General features: G+C 70.7%; 17 protein-coding genes and 1 other RNA gene. 9 read left to right on the top strand and 9 right to left on the bottom strand.

The genetic code is table 11. The features are described from left to right. Window positions 1–55: 55 nt before the first annotated feature. A complete protein-coding gene (locus tag K8625_RS02985; RefSeq protein WP_046715611.1) occupies window positions 56–613 on the top strand; it encodes a hypothetical protein in 558 nt (185 codons plus the stop codon). Between the two features lie 8 nt (window positions 614–621). On the opposite strand, the gene rnpB is transcribed toward K8625_RS02985, so the two are convergent. From rnpB to K8625_RS03005, 4 genes are all read right to left on the bottom strand, one after another. Continuing rightward, window positions 622–1,016: RNase P RNA component class A (gene rnpB, locus K8625_RS02990), an RNA gene on the bottom strand. Between the two features lie 55 nt (window positions 1,017–1,071). Then, entirely contained in the window at window positions 1,072–1,551 is a 480-nt protein-coding gene (locus K8625_RS02995; protein WP_223748167.1) for a hypothetical protein, read from the bottom strand. Between the two features lie 9 nt (window positions 1,552–1,560). Next, window positions 1,561–2,178 carry a ribonuclease HI family protein gene (locus K8625_RS03000; protein ID WP_223748168.1) on the bottom strand — a complete coding sequence of 206 codons (618 nt, stop codon included), beginning with the start codon at window positions 2,176–2,178 and terminating at the stop codon, window positions 1,561–1,563. A gap of 9 nt (window positions 2,179–2,187) precedes the next feature. Continuing rightward, entirely contained in the window at window positions 2,188–2,919 is a 732-nt protein-coding gene (locus tag K8625_RS03005; protein ID WP_223748169.1) for a zinc ribbon domain-containing protein, read from the bottom strand. Between the two features lie 163 nt (window positions 2,920–3,082). On the opposite strand from K8625_RS03005, the gene K8625_RS03010 reads away from it, so the two are divergent. Further along, a complete protein-coding gene (locus K8625_RS03010; RefSeq protein WP_223748170.1) occupies window positions 3,083–3,871 on the top strand; it encodes a hypothetical protein in 789 nt (262 codons plus the stop codon). 153 nt (window positions 3,872–4,024) lie between these two features. Further along, the gene (locus K8625_RS03015; protein WP_170300416.1) at window positions 4,025–4,189 is read left to right on the top strand and encodes a hypothetical protein; all 165 of its coding nucleotides are present in this window, start codon (window positions 4,025–4,027) and stop codon (window positions 4,187–4,189) included. 138 nt (window positions 4,190–4,327) lie between these two features. Here the strand turns inward: K8625_RS03015 and K8625_RS03020 are convergent, their stop codons facing one another. Continuing rightward, entirely contained in the window at window positions 4,328–4,618 is a 291-nt protein-coding gene (locus K8625_RS03020; RefSeq protein ID WP_141333389.1) for an FYDLN acid domain-containing protein, read from the bottom strand. A 152-nt stretch (window positions 4,619–4,770) separates the two neighbouring features. On the opposite strand from K8625_RS03020, the gene K8625_RS03025 reads away from it, so the two are divergent. After that, the gene (locus tag K8625_RS03025; protein WP_223748171.1) at window positions 4,771–6,498 is read left to right on the top strand and encodes an AgmX/PglI C-terminal domain-containing protein; all 1,728 of its coding nucleotides are present in this window, start codon (window positions 4,771–4,773) and stop codon (window positions 6,496–6,498) included. Window positions 6,499–6,821: 323 nt separating this feature from the next. Beyond that, window positions 6,822–7,568, top strand: coding sequence for a transglutaminase-like domain-containing protein (locus tag K8625_RS03030; RefSeq protein ID WP_223781777.1), 747 nt, complete (start codon window positions 6,822–6,824; stop codon window positions 7,566–7,568). Window positions 7,569–7,753: 185 nt separating this feature from the next. Here K8625_RS03030 and K8625_RS03035 read toward each other — a convergent pair whose 3' ends face one another. From K8625_RS03035 to K8625_RS03045, 3 genes are read right to left on the bottom strand one after another with little or no spacing between them, the layout of a single operon-like run. Then, the gene (locus tag K8625_RS03035) at window positions 7,754–8,011 is read right to left on the bottom strand and encodes a DUF3006 domain-containing protein (protein ID WP_223748173.1); all 258 of its coding nucleotides are present in this window, start codon (window positions 8,009–8,011) and stop codon (window positions 7,754–7,756) included. Then, on the bottom strand, window positions 8,008–9,276 hold the full coding sequence (locus tag K8625_RS03040; protein WP_223781778.1) for a ComEC/Rec2 family competence protein: 1,269 nt from the start codon (window positions 9,274–9,276) through the stop codon (window positions 8,008–8,010). The genes K8625_RS03035 and K8625_RS03040 overlap by 4 nt, the downstream gene beginning before the upstream one ends. After that, the gene (locus K8625_RS03045) at window positions 9,273–10,484 is read right to left on the bottom strand and encodes a ComEC/Rec2 family competence protein (protein WP_223748290.1); all 1,212 of its coding nucleotides are present in this window, start codon (window positions 10,482–10,484) and stop codon (window positions 9,273–9,275) included. Before K8625_RS03045 ends, K8625_RS03040 begins: the two co-directional genes overlap by 4 nt. Before the next feature lie 114 nt (window positions 10,485–10,598). Here K8625_RS03045 and deoC point away from each other — a divergent pair, with 114 nt between their 5' ends. The 4 genes from deoC to K8625_RS03065 all read left to right on the top strand — a co-directional run bounded on the left by deoC (window position 10,599) and on the right by K8625_RS03065 (window position 14,344). Next, the gene (gene deoC / locus K8625_RS03050; protein ID WP_223781779.1) at window positions 10,599–11,429 is read left to right on the top strand and encodes a deoxyribose-phosphate aldolase; all 831 of its coding nucleotides are present in this window, start codon (window positions 10,599–10,601) and stop codon (window positions 11,427–11,429) included. Between the two features lie 15 nt (window positions 11,430–11,444). Further along, complete coding sequence (locus K8625_RS03055; protein ID WP_046715601.1) at window positions 11,445–11,837, top strand: TraR/DksA family transcriptional regulator; 393 nt, start codon at window positions 11,445–11,447, stop codon at window positions 11,835–11,837. Window positions 11,838–11,904: 67 nt separating this feature from the next. Continuing rightward, entirely contained in the window at window positions 11,905–13,632 is a 1,728-nt protein-coding gene (locus tag K8625_RS03060; protein WP_223781780.1) for a phospho-sugar mutase, read from the top strand. 73 nt (window positions 13,633–13,705) lie between these two features. Then, window positions 13,706–14,344, top strand: coding sequence for a hypothetical protein (locus tag K8625_RS03065; RefSeq protein ID WP_223748177.1), 639 nt, complete (start codon window positions 13,706–13,708; stop codon window positions 14,342–14,344). 6 nt (window positions 14,345–14,350) lie between these two features. Here K8625_RS03065 and K8625_RS03070 read toward each other — a convergent pair whose 3' ends face one another. Beyond that, entirely contained in the window at window positions 14,351–15,505 is a 1,155-nt protein-coding gene (locus K8625_RS03070) for a sensor histidine kinase (protein ID WP_141328122.1), read from the bottom strand. Window positions 15,506–15,827: the final 322 nt, after the last annotated feature.

A 15,827-nucleotide genomic window follows, 5' to 3' on the forward strand; every position in this document is an offset into this window, starting at 1 on the left:
ATACACCAACACGCCGGTGGATGCAGCGCCCCCGGCCGAGTAGAAACAGCGGGCCATGCGCCTCAAGCTCCCCACTGTCGTGCTCCCGTCGGTTCTCCTGCTGGCCAGCGCCTGCATCGTCGAGGCTCCCGGTGGCGCCAGCGCCGAGCAGCGCAAGGCCGCCACGGTGACGCAGGTTCCGGCGCTCTCCGTGCGCAACGGCGCGAACCTGGGAGGCAAGGTGGAGCTGGTGGCGGCCACCGTGCAACCCGGGCGGCTGACGCCCGGCGAGCGCGCCCAGGTCACCCTCTACTTCAAGGTGCTCCAGGCCATCGATGAGGACTACCTCATCTTCGTCCACGTCGAGGACGCGGGCGGCCGCATGGAGCGGATGAACCTGGACCACAAGCCGGCCAACGGCATGCTGCCCACGTCCCAGTGGAAGCCGGGCGAGACGGTGAAGGACGAGTTCTCCATCTACCTCCCCGCGGACGCCAACCCGAAGGCGCTCAACATCTGGCTGGGGCTGTGGGACCCCCGCACGGACACGCGCCTGACGCTGACCAACCCGGACGCGGTGCGCAACGACGGGAAGAACCGCCTGCTGGTCGCGCAGGTGCCCGTGGCGCGGTGAGGGAAAAGCGTCGGAGTGGGCCGTAAGCCGGGTTCTGTTCCCGCCCCTTTCGGGACGGGCGATGAACATTCATCTAGGGCCCTGGTTGCCCAGGGGCCTCATCAGCGAGCAACCCGAACGCATGGGGCGGGCAACCCCTGTCCCCCGGACAGCGGGGACGCGCTCCTATTGGCTCTTGCTCCAGGTGGGGTTTACCGAGCCGTCCGAGTCACCCCGGACGCGGTGCGCTCTTACCGCACCGTTTCACCCTTACCCGCCCCTCGCGGAGCGGGCGGTCTGTTTTCTGTGGCACTTTCCTGCGAGTCGCCTCGACTGGCCGTTAGCCAGCACCCTGCCCTCTGGAGCCCGGACTTTCCTCCCGCCACCCAGGATTGCAGTGGCCGGCGTTCATCTGGACCACTCCGACTCCTGCCCCTTACAACAGGCCCGGGAGGGCGGTCCACTCCGGGCCGCGAGGCTCAATCCCAGGGGGGCTCCCGGGCAGGGAAGCGGGCGTGCTCCTCGTGGGCCCACCGTGCCATGGCCTTCGGGTCCACCTCCTCGAGGGGGAACTCGACCCAGGCCGTGCTGTGCGCGCCCTGGCCACGTGGGGGCGCCCAGGGCGGCCGTGACTCGGCATCGAAGTGGACGCGCAGCCGCCGCTTCCCGCCCTTCACCGGCACGAGGGAGAAGGAGAGGTTGGGCTCGAGGAAGTGATAGGCGGGCCGAGGGCCCCGCATGTCGACGGTGCCCATGTTCTCGAACCAGCGCGCCAGTGAGAGCAGTTCCCCTGTCTCCAGACTGGGGTCCACCTTGGTCCAGGGCTCCTGTCCTGGCACCTGGACGGTGAAGCGGATGAGCAGCCAGTTCAGGCTGTCGACGGTTCCATCCGGGAACTGGTAGCCGACGATGTCCAGCCGAAGCGAGTGGCCGTGGGAGGCCCGTAGCTCGAGCGCCATCCGAAGAGTCTACATCCGCTCGTCGATGGCCCGGTTGCTCATGGCGTCCGCGTCCGCGTTCTTCGCGCGCGGGATGTGGTGCAGCTTCACGCGGGTGAAGCCCGACAGGAGCTTCTTGGCCTCGTCGAACAGCGGCCGCAGCGTGGCGCTCTTCACCTGGTACTGCCCGCCCAACTGCCGGATGAGCAGCTCGCTGTCCGCGTAGACGTCCACCTCGCGCGCGCCCAGCGCCTTCGCGTGCTTCAGGCCCAGCAGCAGCCCCATGTACTCGGCGTGGTTGTTCGTCTGCGTGCCGAGGAATCGGCCCAGCCGGGCGACCACGTGTCCCTCGGCGTCCGTCACCACCGCCCCCGCGCCCGCGGGCCCCGGGTTGCCCCTGGCGGCGCCGTCCGAATAGACGCGCACGCGGGGCAAGGGCTCGGAGGGTGGGGGAGGGGACAGCGCCTCGGCGGGCGCCCGCGCCACCTCGTCCCCGAGCGGCGGGGACGGGTCCAGGCGGGTGGCGGCCTCGTCGAGGAGCTGACCCAGGTGCTCCCGCGTGAGGCCGCGGAAGGCGCGCACCGTCGACGAGAGCGGCTCCTCGCGCGCGATGTGGCGGAGGATGTCGACCAGCGACGGCGCGGGCATCCGTGCGGCCTACTTCGCCGCCGCGGGCGTTTCCTGGAGCGCTTCCACCGCGTAGATGATGCGGTTGCAGGACGGGCAGATGTCCGTGCCGAGCGAGGTGCGCAGCTGGTTGTAGAGCTGCGGGGGCACGTTCATGTTGCAGCCCTGGCAGGTGCCGGCCACCACGCCGACCAGCGCGGGCAGCTTCTTCTTGCGCACCACCTCGTAGCGCCGCAGCAGCGTCGAGTCGACGCCCTCCGCGACACCCGCGCGGCGGCCCTCGAGCGCCTTCACCTGCGCCTCGGACTCGCCCAGCTTGCCGCGCAGCTCACCCATCCTCGCGGACAGGCCCTGCTGCTTCGTAGCGAACTCCGCCTCCTTGCCCTTGAGCGCCTCGCGAGCCTGGCCGAGCTGCTTCGTCAGCTCCACCTGCTCCTCGGCCATCGTCAGATTGGCCTTCTTGGCGATGTCGATTTCACGGGCCAGGGCGGAGTACTCGCGGGTGGAGCGCTGTTCTGCCAGGCGCGCCTCCCACTTCTTCACCTTGTCCTTCTCGTCCGTGATGTTCTGCTCGACCTGGGTCTTCTGCCGCTCCATGTCGGCGACCCGTGCGCGCTCGGCCTCGATGGCGCTGCGAGCCACCCCCAGCTCCCGCTCCAACTCGGCAATCTGACGGGGGTGGATGTCCGCGGCCTTCCGGAGCGATGCGACCTCCAGGTCCACATTCTGAAGCTCCGCCAGCGCCTTCAATTTCTCCCGCAAAGTTGCTGCCTCCCACAGAGCCGCACCGTGTACGGCCGCGCGCTCTTGTACCAACAAGGATGATGGGGGTCCAACGCCCAAATCGACCCAGAGTCATCCCCCGGGCGCTCGGGGCGCCATCCACCATTTGAAAGAGCTTCACGCACCCGTTAGACGGGAACACGTGCTCCGCGCCATCTTTCTCCGCTCGCTGCCCCTGTTCGCGCTCGCCTTCGCCTGCCGCGAGTCCTCCTCGCCGCCCCCGTCCGTGCCCGCGGCCCCTCAGGCGCAGGCCCCCGCGCCCGCGCGCCCCGCGGCCGACGTGAAGTGGGGCGTCATCGAGGGGCGCGTCCGGCTCACCGGCACCCCGCCGCCTCCCACCTCGTCGCCCACCAGCGGCACCGTGGTGTCCGTGTGCGGCGAGCAGACGGAGGACCGCTCCCTCGTCGTGGGGAGCGAGGGAGCGCTGGCCTACACGGTGGTGTCCCTGAAGTCGGCGAGCGCTTTGCCCGCACCGGCCCAGCCGCCCGCCGAGCCCGTGCTGGACCAGAAGAAGTGCATCTATGAGCCACCCGTCCTCGCCGCGCGCGCTGGCGGCCAGCTCACCCTGCGCAACTCGGATCCGCTCGTCCACAACGTGCGCGCGTCCTCCAGCACCAAGCGCTCCTTCTTCAACGTGGCCATGCCCCTGGAGGGGATGAGCACGCGCAAGCCGCTGCCCGAGGAGCCCGGCGTCGTCCCCATCCGCTGCGACATCCACCCGTGGATGCGGGCCGTGGTGCGGACGTTCGACCACCCGTACTTCGCCACCACCTCCCCGGACGGCCGCTTCCGGCTGGAGGTCCCCGAGGGCGCCCACACCCTCGTCTTCTGGCACGAGCGGCTGCCCCAGGCCGAGAAGACCGTGAATGTCCGCGCGGGCGAGCGCGTCCAGGTGGAGCAGGACTGGGCCGTCACGGACCTCCAGCAGTAGCCCGCGCCGGCCGTTTCCAACTTTCTTGGCGAAAGGGCGGAAGGTTTTCGCCCCAGCACGTACTAGGAGGTGCGGCGTGTGCGTCCGGATTTCATTTCCGCTGCGACGGGAAAATTGCTACGCTGCTGCTGGGTTTCAACACGAGAGGGGGGCATGACGATGCAGCCCAAGAAGCGCACCACACTGACGAGCCCGATGCAGACCCTGGAAGCGCCCCGCAAGGAGCCGCGGCCGGTGGGGATGCAGGAGATGGGACCCGGCCTCTACGAGCAGATCCGCCGCGCGCTCACGGAGCTGGCGCTGGCATCGGGGACCTGAGCGGAAGCACGTCGGTCGTGAAGCAGGCCCGGCACGCGCCCCGCGAAGGGCGCACCGGGTGGACACAAGCCGCCTCGTGAGGACGTCCGAGGCTCGCAGGCCTCCTGGCGCTCGCCAGGAAGCCCGCACACCCCTGAATCAGGTGTCGTCGTCGTCGGGCTCGGCGGCCGCGCTCTCGTCGTCGTCGAACGAGTCGAGATCCTCCTCCTCTTCCTCGCTCGCGGCTGCTGGCTCCTCGGGCTCGGGCTCGATGACCTTGGGAGCGGCGGCCAGGCGGCCACGGCGTCCCTCGGGCTGAGGCTTCAGTGCGGGGCTTTCCCGTTGGTCCGCGCCGCACTTCGGGCACAGCGGGTCAGGCTTCTTCATGTCGTAGAACTTCGTCTGACACTTGAAGCAAACGAACTTTGAACCGAGGTCCTTCGCCGGCATTCGCCACCTTCTGAATAAGGCGAGAGAAGACAGGGGCAGAGGCGGGCTCCATAGTTGGGCCGCACGGCGGAGTCAACCGATTGGTTTGCGCGGGAGATTTCTAGCGGTAGCATCCGGGACCTCGTTTTCCCCCCGCGAGCCGGACGCTCCCCTTGAACTTCACCTGCGACAATTGCCAGAAGCGGTACTCCATTGCGGACGAAAAAGTCCGCGGCAAGACGGTCAAGGTCCGTTGCAAGAACTGCCAGAACGTCATCACCGTCGAAGGACCCGCCGAAGAAGAGAGCACCCGCGTGGTGTCGCTCGCGGACGTGGAGCGGCTCAGGGCGCAAGAGCGCTCCCTGGCCGACCCGTCCGTCAGCGTCCCCGCGCCGGTGGCCTCCGCGCCACCGGTGGCCAAGGCGCCGCCCGCGGCGCTCCAGACGCCCTGGGACGATGAGCCCACCAGGGCCGCGCCCTTGCGCGCCACGGGCTCGCCCTGGTTCGTGATGGTGAAGAACAAGCAGGAGGGCCCGCTGGACGAGGGTGCCCTGCGCGAGCTCATCGCCACGGGCACCATCAGCGGCCGGAGCTTCTTCTGGCAGCAGGGCATGGCGGACTGGAAGCGCGGCGCGGACGTGCCGGAGCTCGCCGGTCTGTTCGTTCCCCCGCCCGCGCCGGAGCCTCCTCCGCCGCCCCCGCCGCCTCCCGTGGCGGAGCCGCCCGCGCGCGCCGCCGCGAAGCCCGCGCCCGCTCGCCGCGAGCCGGAGCCGCAGCATCCGGTCTTCTCCGAGCCGGAGCCCCAGTTCCCTCAGGAGCCGGAGCCGCAGGCCTTCCAGCAGCCCGAGCCGGAGGAGCCTCAGTCGGCGCGCCAGTGGGTGCCGGAGGAGGATCCGGACACGACGTACTTCGGCGAGCCGGACCCCCGGAACCAGCCGCAGCCCGTGGGTCGCAAGGGCGCCGCGCCAGCCGCGACCGCCGCGCCGCTCAACGAGCTGTTCTCCGACCTGGATCTGCCCGAGAAGGGTGGAGAGCAGGACGAGGCGCAGGGCGGCAATCCGTACGACGACTCGCAGGGCGAGGAAGGCGGTGAGGAGACCCAGGCGCCCGCGAAGCGTGATCCTCGCGAGAACACGCGCCAGGTGGCCAAGAAGGCAGGGGTGACGCGGCGCAACTCGCCGATGAAGTACGTCGCCGTCGTGCTGCTGGTGCTCCTGCTGCCGCTGGTCGTCGCCTACGTGTTGTCGGAGGCGCTCGGGGTGATGCCGCTGAAGGTCACCACGGTGGATGCGCAGGGGCAGGCGGTGGAGCAGTCCGTCTTCACCGGCGCGGGTGTGGGCGCGCTGCGCGACAAGCTCCTGGGCAACACGCCGCCTCCGGTCGCTCCGATTCCGAAGGCGCCGCCTCAGGCCGCGCCGGTCCCCACCGAGCCCAAGGCGGCGGAGCCGAAGGCCGCCGAGCCCACGCCGGGCGCGGAAGGAGCGGCTGCGGCTCCGACGCAGGAGCAGGTGCAGGCCGTCTACAACGACGCGGAGAAGAAGGACGTCGCCCCGGAGGTTCGCGAGGGGGCGGAGGTCGCGGCGGCGGACTCGGAGGACGTCGGTGGGCCGTCGGACGAAGAGGTGGAGCGCGTTGTGGAGCAGGCGCAGACCTCGTTCCGCGACTGCGTGGAGCAGGAGCTCAAGCGCAACCCGTCCTACAAGGGCGGCAAGGCGACGCTCACCGCCACGGTGGGCACGTCCGGCGCGGTGAAGGAGGCGAAGTTCGACCGCAAGGAGCTCAACGCCAACGCGAACGCGGTGGGCTCGTGCATCCGTGAGCGCGCCCGGCGCATGACGTTCTCCAGCTTCTCCGGCGAGGACATCGAGCTGGAGATTCCGCTGGTCCTCTCCGGTCGGTAGCGCGTCCGGCTCGGCCTGGGTGGCCTCCTCGTGTCGGAGGAGGCCACGGGCTTCGAGCCGCAGTCGTCGAACGGGAGCACGGGCGTCCTCGCCCCTTGGGTGCGCGCACTCCTGGCCAAGGCCGGTGACGAGCGCGCGGGGTGATGCCTCCGGACATCACCCCGCCAACGGCTGTCACCAGCAACGCGGGCCTCCACGGACCGAAGGCCTGTCCATGGGCCCAGGAAGTACGGGAGCTTGGCGCCCATACCAGGTCGCACGGGGACTGGCACACGCGGTGCTTAGGGGACGGGCATCCCCTTGGCTCCGAGAGGCCCTGTCCCATGGCGATCTCCTCCCTGTCGCGTCCGACCTCCCCCTCCTGTGCGAAGCGCCTGCCCGAGGCCGCTCAGGCTCCGCAAAGTGTCGTGGTGAAGGTCGTCAACCCGGATGGCTCGGCGGTGAAGACGGTGGACTCCGCGAAGCAACCCCAGGAGTTCGCCGCGCTGCTGAAGAAGCTGGGCCTGACGAAGGAGTCCCTGCTGAAGGGCGACGGTGGGAAGGGCTCGTGCCCGAAGCCCACCGAGTCGCGGAGCTTCCAGCAGAACTGGAGCCGCGACAGCTTCGAGCCGGCCAAGGCCAGGCCGCCCCAGCCCGCGCCGGCTCCGGCTCCCGTGCAGGCTCAGGACGCGAAGCGTCCATCCTCGGGCAAGAGCGCGGACGCGGTGGCCCAGGACATCGCGAAGGAGGCCACGTCCTGGAAGTACGACTACTCGGGTGGCAAGACGTGGGACGCCGCCATGAAGAACGCCAGCAACTTCGACGCGAGCAAGTCCGGGGTCTGCGTGGACATGGCCATCGAGGCCGAGCAGCGCTTCGAGAAGGCCGGCGTGGATGCGCGCGTCGTCTTCGGCAAGACGGCCCAGGGCGACCATGCGTGGGTGGAGTTCAAGGACGACAAGGGGCAGTACCAGGCCTTCGACCCCACCGCCGCGGCTTGCACCAAGAAGGCCGACGACGCCGTCACTCCGTATGACGGCGGCGCCTATCAGTACCAGGGGGTCACCGAGCGGCACGAAGCCGTCACCTGAGGTCTCCGCCGGGCCCGTCGCCCTCCAAAGCGACCCTGGAGAGGGGTGCTCGGCGGCGGCGCGGGGGAGTCCACCTGCGAGCCTCGCGTCGCCCCGCGTGCGAGGCTCAGGCGCTCGCTGGAGGGTGGACCTCGGTGATGCCGAGGCCCAGCGCGCCGCGGGCGCTGAGGCGCGCCACGCCCCGCTCAGAGGTCGAAGTCGCCCGGTGGCGGCGTCTTGCCCTTCTTCGCCCGCTCGCGCGCCGCGCGCACCTCCTCGCGCAGCGCCTCGGTGGCCTCCGGGTCCACCGTCATTGTCTCCAGGTGGATGACGTCGCCTTCACGCGCGCCCTCGGGGAGCGAGGCGAGGGGCCTGGTCACCTCTTGCCCGTCCACGATGAGCACTGCGACCTCATCTTCGATGCGGTCCAGGGTGGCCCGCGACTGGGTGGGTTTCTTCTTCACGGGTTGCAGTCCTGCGCGGGCCGCCGCTCACGAATGGCCTCCTCGCGCGTCTTGTAGATGATGAGGTTCTCGGCGTGGATCTTCCGCGCGCCGTCGCAGTCGGGGATGTGGAATTTGTCGCGCTTGCGGCTCGCGTGGTACGGCCCCTTGTACTTCTTGTTGTTGCGCTCCTCCTTGGGCGGAGCCGCTGGAGCCTCGGTCGCCTTCACCGGCTCGACGGGCGCCGCTTCGACGACGGGCTTCTTCTCGAACAGGGGCTTGCCGGCCCAGAAGTCCGGGAGCGGCGTGGGGCCCTGGCCCACCAGCGTGTAGCGCATGTCGCTGGGCGTGCCCTGCTTGAGCCGCTGCGGAGAGATGACCAACGACTTGCCGTCGCTGACCACCTGCACCTCGCCGTGCTCGTCGGTGCGGAACACCTCCAGGTGCGCGGCCTTGAGGCGCTCCAACGTCGCGGGCGCCGGCGCCTTGAACGCATTGCCCGCGCCCACGGAGATGACGGCGGCGCGAGCCCCCACGCGCGTGAGGAACGCCGCCGTGGTGGCGGTGTCGAGCCCGTGCGCCCCCACCTTGAGCAGCGTGGACTGCACTGGCACCTCGCGCGCGAGCAGATACTCCTCCGTCTGCGCGAGCGCGTCACCGGTGAACAGCACCGACGTCTCGCCGTACGACAGGCGCATGACGATGGAGTTGACCTCCAGCGCGGCCGAGGGCGCGTCCAGCAGCGGCTCGCTGGGCGCGCGCGGCCACAGGATGGTCAGCGACACGCCGTCCCCCAGGTTGATGCGCTGGGGCGCGTTGGGCGTGGACGTGGGCGGCGCGGGGGAGACGACCTGCACCCGGCGCTCACCGAGCTTCGTGAGCAGCGCGTCGTAGTCCGGCGGCGCGGTGGGCAGCTGCGGCTCCATCAACTGGCGGGCCCCCACCCGGCGCAGCACCGCGTCCAGCGCGCCGTGGTGGTCCACGTGGGGATGCGTGAGGACCACCAGGTCCAGGGGCTTGGTGAGCAGCTCCGGCAGGCGGTTCACCAGGTGCCGGGAGGCGCTCTCAGGACCCGAGTCCACCAGCACCGTGGTGCCGTTGGGCGCCACGATGAGCGCCGCGTCCCCCTGGCCCACGTCGAAGAAGTAGACGCGCAGCTTCCCGTCCGGGGCCGCGCCGAAGTAGCGCCGGGCCTCCGGGGCTCGGGCGGCGGGGTCCGGCGCGGGCTCCTTGCAGGCCCCCAGGACGAGCAGGGTGCCCAGCAGGGCGAGTAGGCGCGAACTCATGGATGGCAATCCTCGGAGGGGCGACGCTCGCGCAGGGCGGCTTCGCGGTTCGGGTACACGGTGCGCTCCGACTTGGAACGCTTCAGGGTGGAGCACGTCTCGCGGTGGAATACCTTGCTGCCCTTGAGGCCGATGTAGCGCTCCTGGCCCTCGGAGCCGCCTCGGGGCGAGGCTCCACCTGTGTCGTCGCGGGATTGTCGCGCACCGGCCCCCGGACGTTTCGTCTCGGGCGCCGGGGGCGGCACCAGGACGGGGACGGAGGGAGCGAGCCCCTGGCCGCCGGACACCACCACCATGGCGCCGTCGCCTCCGTGGGTGCGCAGCGTGACGGTGTTGCCGTCGCTGGCCGCCACCACCTCGCCGTCCCGGTCCGTGCGCAGCACGTGCGCGCCCACCGCGCCCAGGCGCTCCAGCGTCTCCGATGCTGGGTGGCCATAGTCGTTCTTCGCCCCGCAGGAGATGACGGCGGCCTGGGGCTTCGCGGCGGCGAGGAACGCGGCGGTGGAGGAGTGACGGCCTCCGTGGTGCGCCACCTTCAGCACGGTGGTGCTCAGGTCCAGCCCCTTCTTGAGCAGCATCCCCTCCGTGTCCGGCTCCGCGTCGCCGACGAGCAGGAACGCCGTCTTCCCATACGTCAGCTTCGCGACGATGGAGTTGGAGTTCGCATCCGAACGCGTCCCGACGAGGAAGGGCTCCTTCGGCGCGCGAGGCCAGAGCACGGTGAGCGAGACGCCCTCGCCCAGGCCGATGGTGAGCAGCCCGTTGGGGGACGAGGGGCCCGGCTCCGGGTTCATCACCTGGCCCACCGTGTCCCCGACGACCTCCAGCAGGTCGCGGTACGCCTCGCTGGGGTGGTCGAAGCCGGGGTCCATGAACCGCCGGGCCCCAATCGTGCGCAAGGTCTGCGCGAGCCCACCCAGGTGGTCCAGGTGCGGGTGCGTGAGGATGACCAGGTCCAGCGGCCCGTTCACCAGCTCGCGCAGGCGCTTGTTGAGCCGCTCGCGCGCCTCGGGCGGGCCGCCGTCGATGAGCACCGTCTTGCCCGTGGGCGAGATGACGAGGGCCGCGTCGCCCTGGCCCACGTCGAGGAAGTGGACCGTCAGCGGCTTGTCGGACGTCGCGGTGAAGGGGGAGGGCAGGCCCGCGGCGAGACCTGGCAGCGCGGCGAGCAGGAGGGCGAGGAGACGGAACCAGCGGAGACGGGACATCACGAAGGGGACTCTACCGCCACGCTCCCACCCTCGGCACGTCAGGTGTGCGCGGGAAACGAACGACTCTCCCGAGCGCTTCCCGAGGACCGCGAAGTGGGCTAAGGGGCCGCCATGTCCGACTCCAAGGACCTCTCCAAGTTCGTCGAGGAGCTCGCCGACCAGGTCCGCCGCCACGTGTCCGAGTGGACGGCCACCCGGGAGGACTCGCCCGGCGAGTTCCCTGTCGACCTCGCTCCGCCCGCCACGGCCCCCGTGGACCCGGCCTCCATCCGCTCGGCCGCGGACCTGGCGCCGTACATCGACCACACGCTGCTCAAGCCCGAGGCCCGCGCCGAGGACGTGGCGAAGGTGGCCCGCGAGGCGCGTGAGCACGGCTTCGCCACGGTGTGCGTGAACAGCGCGCAGGTGGCCACCGCGGCGAAGGTGCTCGCCGGCTCCAGGACGGTGCCCATCGCCGTGGTGGGCTTCCCTCTGGGCGCCAGCCTCTCCTCGGCCAAGGCCTTCGAGGCGCGCGAGGCCATCCGCGCCGGCGCGCGTGAAATCGACATGGTGCTCAACGTCGGCGCGCTCAAGGCGCGCGAGCACGCGCTCGTGTTCCAGGACATCCGCGCGGTGGTGGACGCGTGCCGTCCGGTGCCGGTGAAGGTCATCCTCGAGACGTCGCTGCTCACGGACGAGGAGAAGGTCTTCGGCTGCCTGCTGTCGAAGTCCGCGGGCGCCGCCTTCGTGAAGACCTCCACCGGCTTCGGCTCGGGCGGGGCGACGGTGGAGGACGTGGCGCTGATGCGACTGACGGTGGGCGAGGGCGTCGGCGTGAAGGCCTCCGGCGGCATCCGCTCCTCCGAGGACGCGCTGAAGATGCTGCGCGCGGGCGCCAACCGACTGGGCGCGTCCGCGTCGGTGGCCATCGTCAACGGGCAGGTCTCCACCGCGAAGTACTGAACCGGCGGGCCCTCGATGAACGCGAAACAGCGAGACGAACTCAAGGCCCTGCTGCTGGCGCTGCACTCCGAGCTGACGGAGAAGGTGCCGGCGAAGATAGAGCCCAACCGCACCGACGATGCGCGCATCGGCGGCGACGAGGACGAGCAGCCCCTCAACGAGATGATGCAGGCCATCGCCTCCAACCGGAACCGGAACATGGACGGCGTGCTGGCCCGCGTGCTCAAGGCGCTGGGCAAGCTGCGCGACGAGCCGGACTCCTTCGGGGACTGCGAGGAGTGCGGCGACGAGATTCCGCTCGGTCGCCTCAGGGCCATGCCCTACGCCGAGCTGTGCGTCACGTGCCAGGGCGGCAAGGACGGCCCCAAGGGCCGCGCCACCCGCCGCAAGCTCACCGACTACTCCTGAAACCCCACAGGCGCCCGGGCACGACGTCGCGTGCGCCCTCTTTCGAGACACGAGGCAACGAGGCTCCATGAGCGACAGCGGATTGAGAGAGCGGGCAGAGGCGTGGCGCCTGGCGGACCCGGACCCCACCACCGCCGAGGAGCTGGCGCGGCTGCTCGCCGCCAATGACGAGGCGGAGCTGGCGGACCGCTTCGTGGGGGACCTGGAGTTCGGCACCGCGGGCCTGCGCGGCGTGCTGGGCGCCGGTCCCAACCGGATGAACCGCGCCGTGGTGCGCCGCACCACCGCGGGCTTGGCGCGCTACCTCAAGGCGCAGGTGCCGGACGTCGCCACCCGGGGCGTGGTGGTGGGACGGGACGCGCGCCGGCTGAGCGCGGAGCTGGCCGAGGACACCGCCTCCGTGCTCGCCGCCGAGGGCATCCCCGCGCACGTCTTCCCCGAGCCCGTGCCCACGCCGCTCACCGCGTACGCGTGCCTGAACCTCAACGCCGCGGCCGCCATCATGGTGACGGCCAGCCACAATCCACCCGAGTACAACGGTTACAAGGTGTACTGGGGCAACGGCGCTCAAATCATCCCCCCGCACGACACGGGCATCGCCGTGGCCATCGCGAAGGTGGAGCCCGCCAACCGGGTGCCGCTGCTCGCGCCGGACGCCGCGCGCAAGCAGGGCCTGTGGCGCGACCTGCCGGACTCGATGGGGGATGAGTACCTGCGTGCCATCCTGGGCCTGCGCGTGCACAAGAAGGGCTCGTCGACGCTGTCCATCGTCTACACGGCGATGCACGGCGTGGGCGGCGTCTGGGCGGAGCGGGCCCTTCGCGACGCGGGCTTCCCGCGCTTCACCCCGGTGGCCGAGCAGCAGCAGCCGGACGGGCGCTTCCCCACGGTGCGCTTCCCCAACCCGGAGGAGCCCGGCGCCATGGACCTGTCGCGCGCCACCGCCGAGCGCGTGAAGGCGGACTTGGTGCTCGCCAATGACCCGGACGCGGACCGGCTGGCCGTCATGGCGCGCGAGTCCACGGGCGGCCTGCGGATGCTCACCGGCAACGAGGTGGGCGTGCTGCTGGGGCATTATCTCCTGACCCAGGGGACCAAGCGCGCCCGGCCGCATGTCGTCACCACCATCGTCTCCTCCACGCAGCTGGGCGACATCGCCCGCTCGCTGGACGCGGCCTATGACGAGGTGCTCACGGGCTTCAAGTGGATCGCCAACCGCGCCCTGGAGCGCGAGCATGCGGAGGGCACGCAGTTCGTCTTCGGCTACGAGGAGGCGCTCGGCTACACCGCCGGCACCGTGACGCGCGACAAGGACGGTGTCGGCGCGGCGCTCGTCATGGCGGACCTGGCCGCGTGGTGCGAGGCCCGGGGCACCACGGTGCTCGGGTACCTGGAGGAGATTCAGCGCAAGCACGGCCTCTACGTCGGCGCCCAGCGCAACGTCACGCTGCCGGGCGCTGCCGGCGCGCAGGCCATCCGCGGCATCATGGACGCGTTCCGGGCCCGGCCTCCCTCGCACATCGGTGGCGAGGCGGTGCGCGCGGTGCTCGACTACCAGCGCGGCGTCAACGGCCTGCCTCCGTCCAATGTGCTCGCGCTGGAGCTGGAGGGCGGCGGCCGCGTCACCCTGCGTCCGTCCGGCACCGAGCCCAAAATCAAATACTACTTCGAGCGCAAGGAGACGCCCGCCGCGGGCGAGCCCCTGGCCCAGGCCCGCGCGCGCGCCGAGTCCCGGCTGACCGCCTTCATCGACGCCTTCGTGGCCCTGGCCCGTGAGCGGGGCCAACCCACCTGAGTCCTGAATCACTCCTCAACTCCACACCCCTGGCCGCGCGCAGTCGCCGCGGCCCCTCACCGAAAGGCATCGTGTGAAGCGCCTCGTCCCTGGACTCCTCCTCGCTTGTCTCCTGGCCCTCCCCGGCACCGCGCTGGCGCGTGGGCAGGGCTGGTCCATCCTCGCCGCCGACACCCTGGGGCGGGGCAACACGGCCTTCTCGGGGCAGATTGGCTGGCCGGGCCTCACCCTGGGCGTGCTCCACGGCACGTCGGAGAAGGTCGATATCGGCGGCAAGTTCAGCTTCAACTGGGGCCGTGAGGGCTGGGTGCGCCACACCTCTCCCGGCATCAAGCTGCAGGGCTGGCTGCGCGTGGAGCTGGCGAAGGCGAACAACGTCTCCTTCGCGCTCACCTTCCAGCCCGGGCCGCTGTTCTACTTCGATGACGGCGACACGGACGTGGGCCTGGCGCTGCCGGTGGCCTTCGTGGTGGGCATCCCCGTCAGCAGCGCGCTGATGGTGAACGTGGGCCTGGACATGCCCTTCCACGTGTACTTCGGCCGGAGCATCGGCCCCGTCATCCCCATCCTGGTGGGCGGCGGCCTGGAGTACTTCATCGACAGCAAGCTGGCCGTGTCCTTCAACCTGCGCATGGGGCCCGCCCTCATCCCCGACTGGGACGAGAGCGAGTTCGCCATGGAGGCCCTCTTCGGCATCGCCTACCGCTTCTAGGCGCGGCTACCAGGAGGACGTCTGCTCGGGCAGCTCCACCGTGAAGGTGCTGCCCAAGTTGACCCGGCTCTGCACCGTGAGCTTGCCGCCCATGGACTCCACCAGGGCGCGCGCCACGGTGAGGCCCAGGCCGGCGCCCTTCTCCGGCGGCTTCGTCGTGTAGTAGGGCTCGAAGACGGCCTGCAGCTCGTCCTCGAAGATGCCGATGCCCGTGTCCTTCACGAAGAGGCGCGGGCCGAAGTCGCCGAACATGTCCGGCATCTCCACGCCCACGTGGATGCGGCGCGGGCGGTCCATCACGCACTCCACCGCCTCGGCCGCGTTGGCGAGCAGCTCCACCAGCACCTGCTCCAGCTGACGGCGGTTGAACACCACCGCGATGGGGTCCTCGGGCAGCACCACCGTCACCTCGGCGGTGAGCAGCCGGCCGTTGTCCCGCAGGCGCTCCACCACCGCGGGGACCAGCTCCCGCAGGTCGAAGCGCTGGATGTCCTTGGGGTTGGTGGGGCCCAGCGACAGCAGGTGCTGGCCGTACAGCCGCATCTGCTCGCCCGCCACGCCCAGCTTCTTGAGCTCCTCGGCGTCCGGCGGCAGGCCCTGCACCGCGCGCTCGCGCACGTGCCCCAGCGCCCGCTGCAGGCCCTCGCCGATGTGGCCCAGGTTCTGCGCCACGTCCGCCGCCAGCGTGCCCACGCGCGCCAGTCGCTCCATCTCCACCCAGCGGGTGCGCGGGTCCAGCAGCTCCTCGGCCCGCTGGCCACCGCGCTCGCGGTGCGCCTTGAGCTCCAGGAGCGTGTGCACGCGGACCTTCAGCTCCAGCGGGTCCAGCGGCTCGGTGGTGAGCAGATCATCCACCCCGGCCTCCAGCACCTGACGCCGCGTCTGGCGGTCCGCCCGCCGCGTCAGCATCAGCACCGGCACCGGCGGCCCGCCCAGCTCCGCCTGGAGCCGGCGATAGGCCGCGAGCCCGTCCGTCCCCGGCCGCTCCACGTCCAGGAGCACCAGGTCCGCGGGCTGATGGGCCTGTGCCCCGCCCGCCGGCAGCACGTCATAGCCCGCCGGGGCCAGGATGGAGCACAGCCGCTCCATGCCCTCTGACTCCACGTCCACCGCCAACACGCGGGGGCGATACGTCTCGGTCGTTCCCGTCGTCTCCAGCATCACCCACCCCCGCCGTGTTGACCGGGCCGACCGGGCCCGGGGTTCACAAGGAGTCCCTACGAACCTTGCGTCTGAATGGATGAAACCTCCCCCCGGTGGCCTCCTCCATCCCGGCGCGGCCCGACACCTGGGCTACATGCCAGTCGCGTGCCGGACCGTGCGTCGACGCTCTGTGTCTCAATCCCGGAGAAACCCGGAGATCACCCCAGTAACGGCAGGGGGTTGGAGTGTCGGCTTCCTCCATTGCCCGAAGGAGCCGACGTCAGCCACCCGACACCTGGGTGTCACCCATGACCAAGAATCATTTCATACCCGGGTGCAG

This window comes from Myxococcus sp. AS-1-15 (assembly GCF_020037055.1).
Lineage (GTDB): Bacteria > Myxococcota > Myxococcia > Myxococcales > Myxococcaceae > Myxococcus > Myxococcus fulvus.

Coding starts and splice junctions, on each gene's coding strand:
- K8625_RS02985 (WP_046715611.1), top strand. CDS start 56: ATGCGCCTCAAGCTCCCCACTGTCGTGCTCCCGTCGGTTCTCCTGCTG.
- K8625_RS02995 (WP_223748167.1), bottom strand. CDS start 1,551: ATGGCGCTCGAGCTACGGGCCTCCCACGGCCACTCGCTTCGGCTGGAC.
- K8625_RS03000 (WP_223748168.1), bottom strand. CDS start 2,178: ATGCCCGCGCCGTCGCTGGTCGACATCCTCCGCCACATCGCGCGCGAG.
- K8625_RS03015 (WP_170300416.1), top strand. CDS start 4,025: ATGACGATGCAGCCCAAGAAGCGCACCACACTGACGAGCCCGATGCAG.
- K8625_RS03020 (WP_141333389.1), bottom strand. CDS start 4,618: ATGCCGGCGAAGGACCTCGGTTCAAAGTTCGTTTGCTTCAAGTGTCAG.
- K8625_RS03030 (WP_223781777.1), top strand. CDS start 6,822: ATGGCGATCTCCTCCCTGTCGCGTCCGACCTCCCCCTCCTGTGCGAAG.
- K8625_RS03040 (WP_223781778.1), bottom strand. CDS start 9,276: ATGAGTTCGCGCCTACTCGCCCTGCTGGGCACCCTGCTCGTCCTGGGG.
- K8625_RS03045 (WP_223748290.1), bottom strand. CDS start 10,484: ATGTCCCGTCTCCGCTGGTTCCGTCTCCTCGCCCTCCTGCTCGCCGCG.
- deoC (WP_223781779.1), top strand. CDS start 10,599: ATGTCCGACTCCAAGGACCTCTCCAAGTTCGTCGAGGAGCTCGCCGAC.
- K8625_RS03055 (WP_046715601.1), top strand. CDS start 11,445: ATGAACGCGAAACAGCGAGACGAACTCAAGGCCCTGCTGCTGGCGCTG.
- K8625_RS03060 (WP_223781780.1), top strand. CDS start 11,905: ATGAGCGACAGCGGATTGAGAGAGCGGGCAGAGGCGTGGCGCCTGGCG.
- K8625_RS03070 (WP_141328122.1), bottom strand. CDS start 15,505: ATGCTGGAGACGACGGGAACGACCGAGACGTATCGCCCCCGCGTGTTG.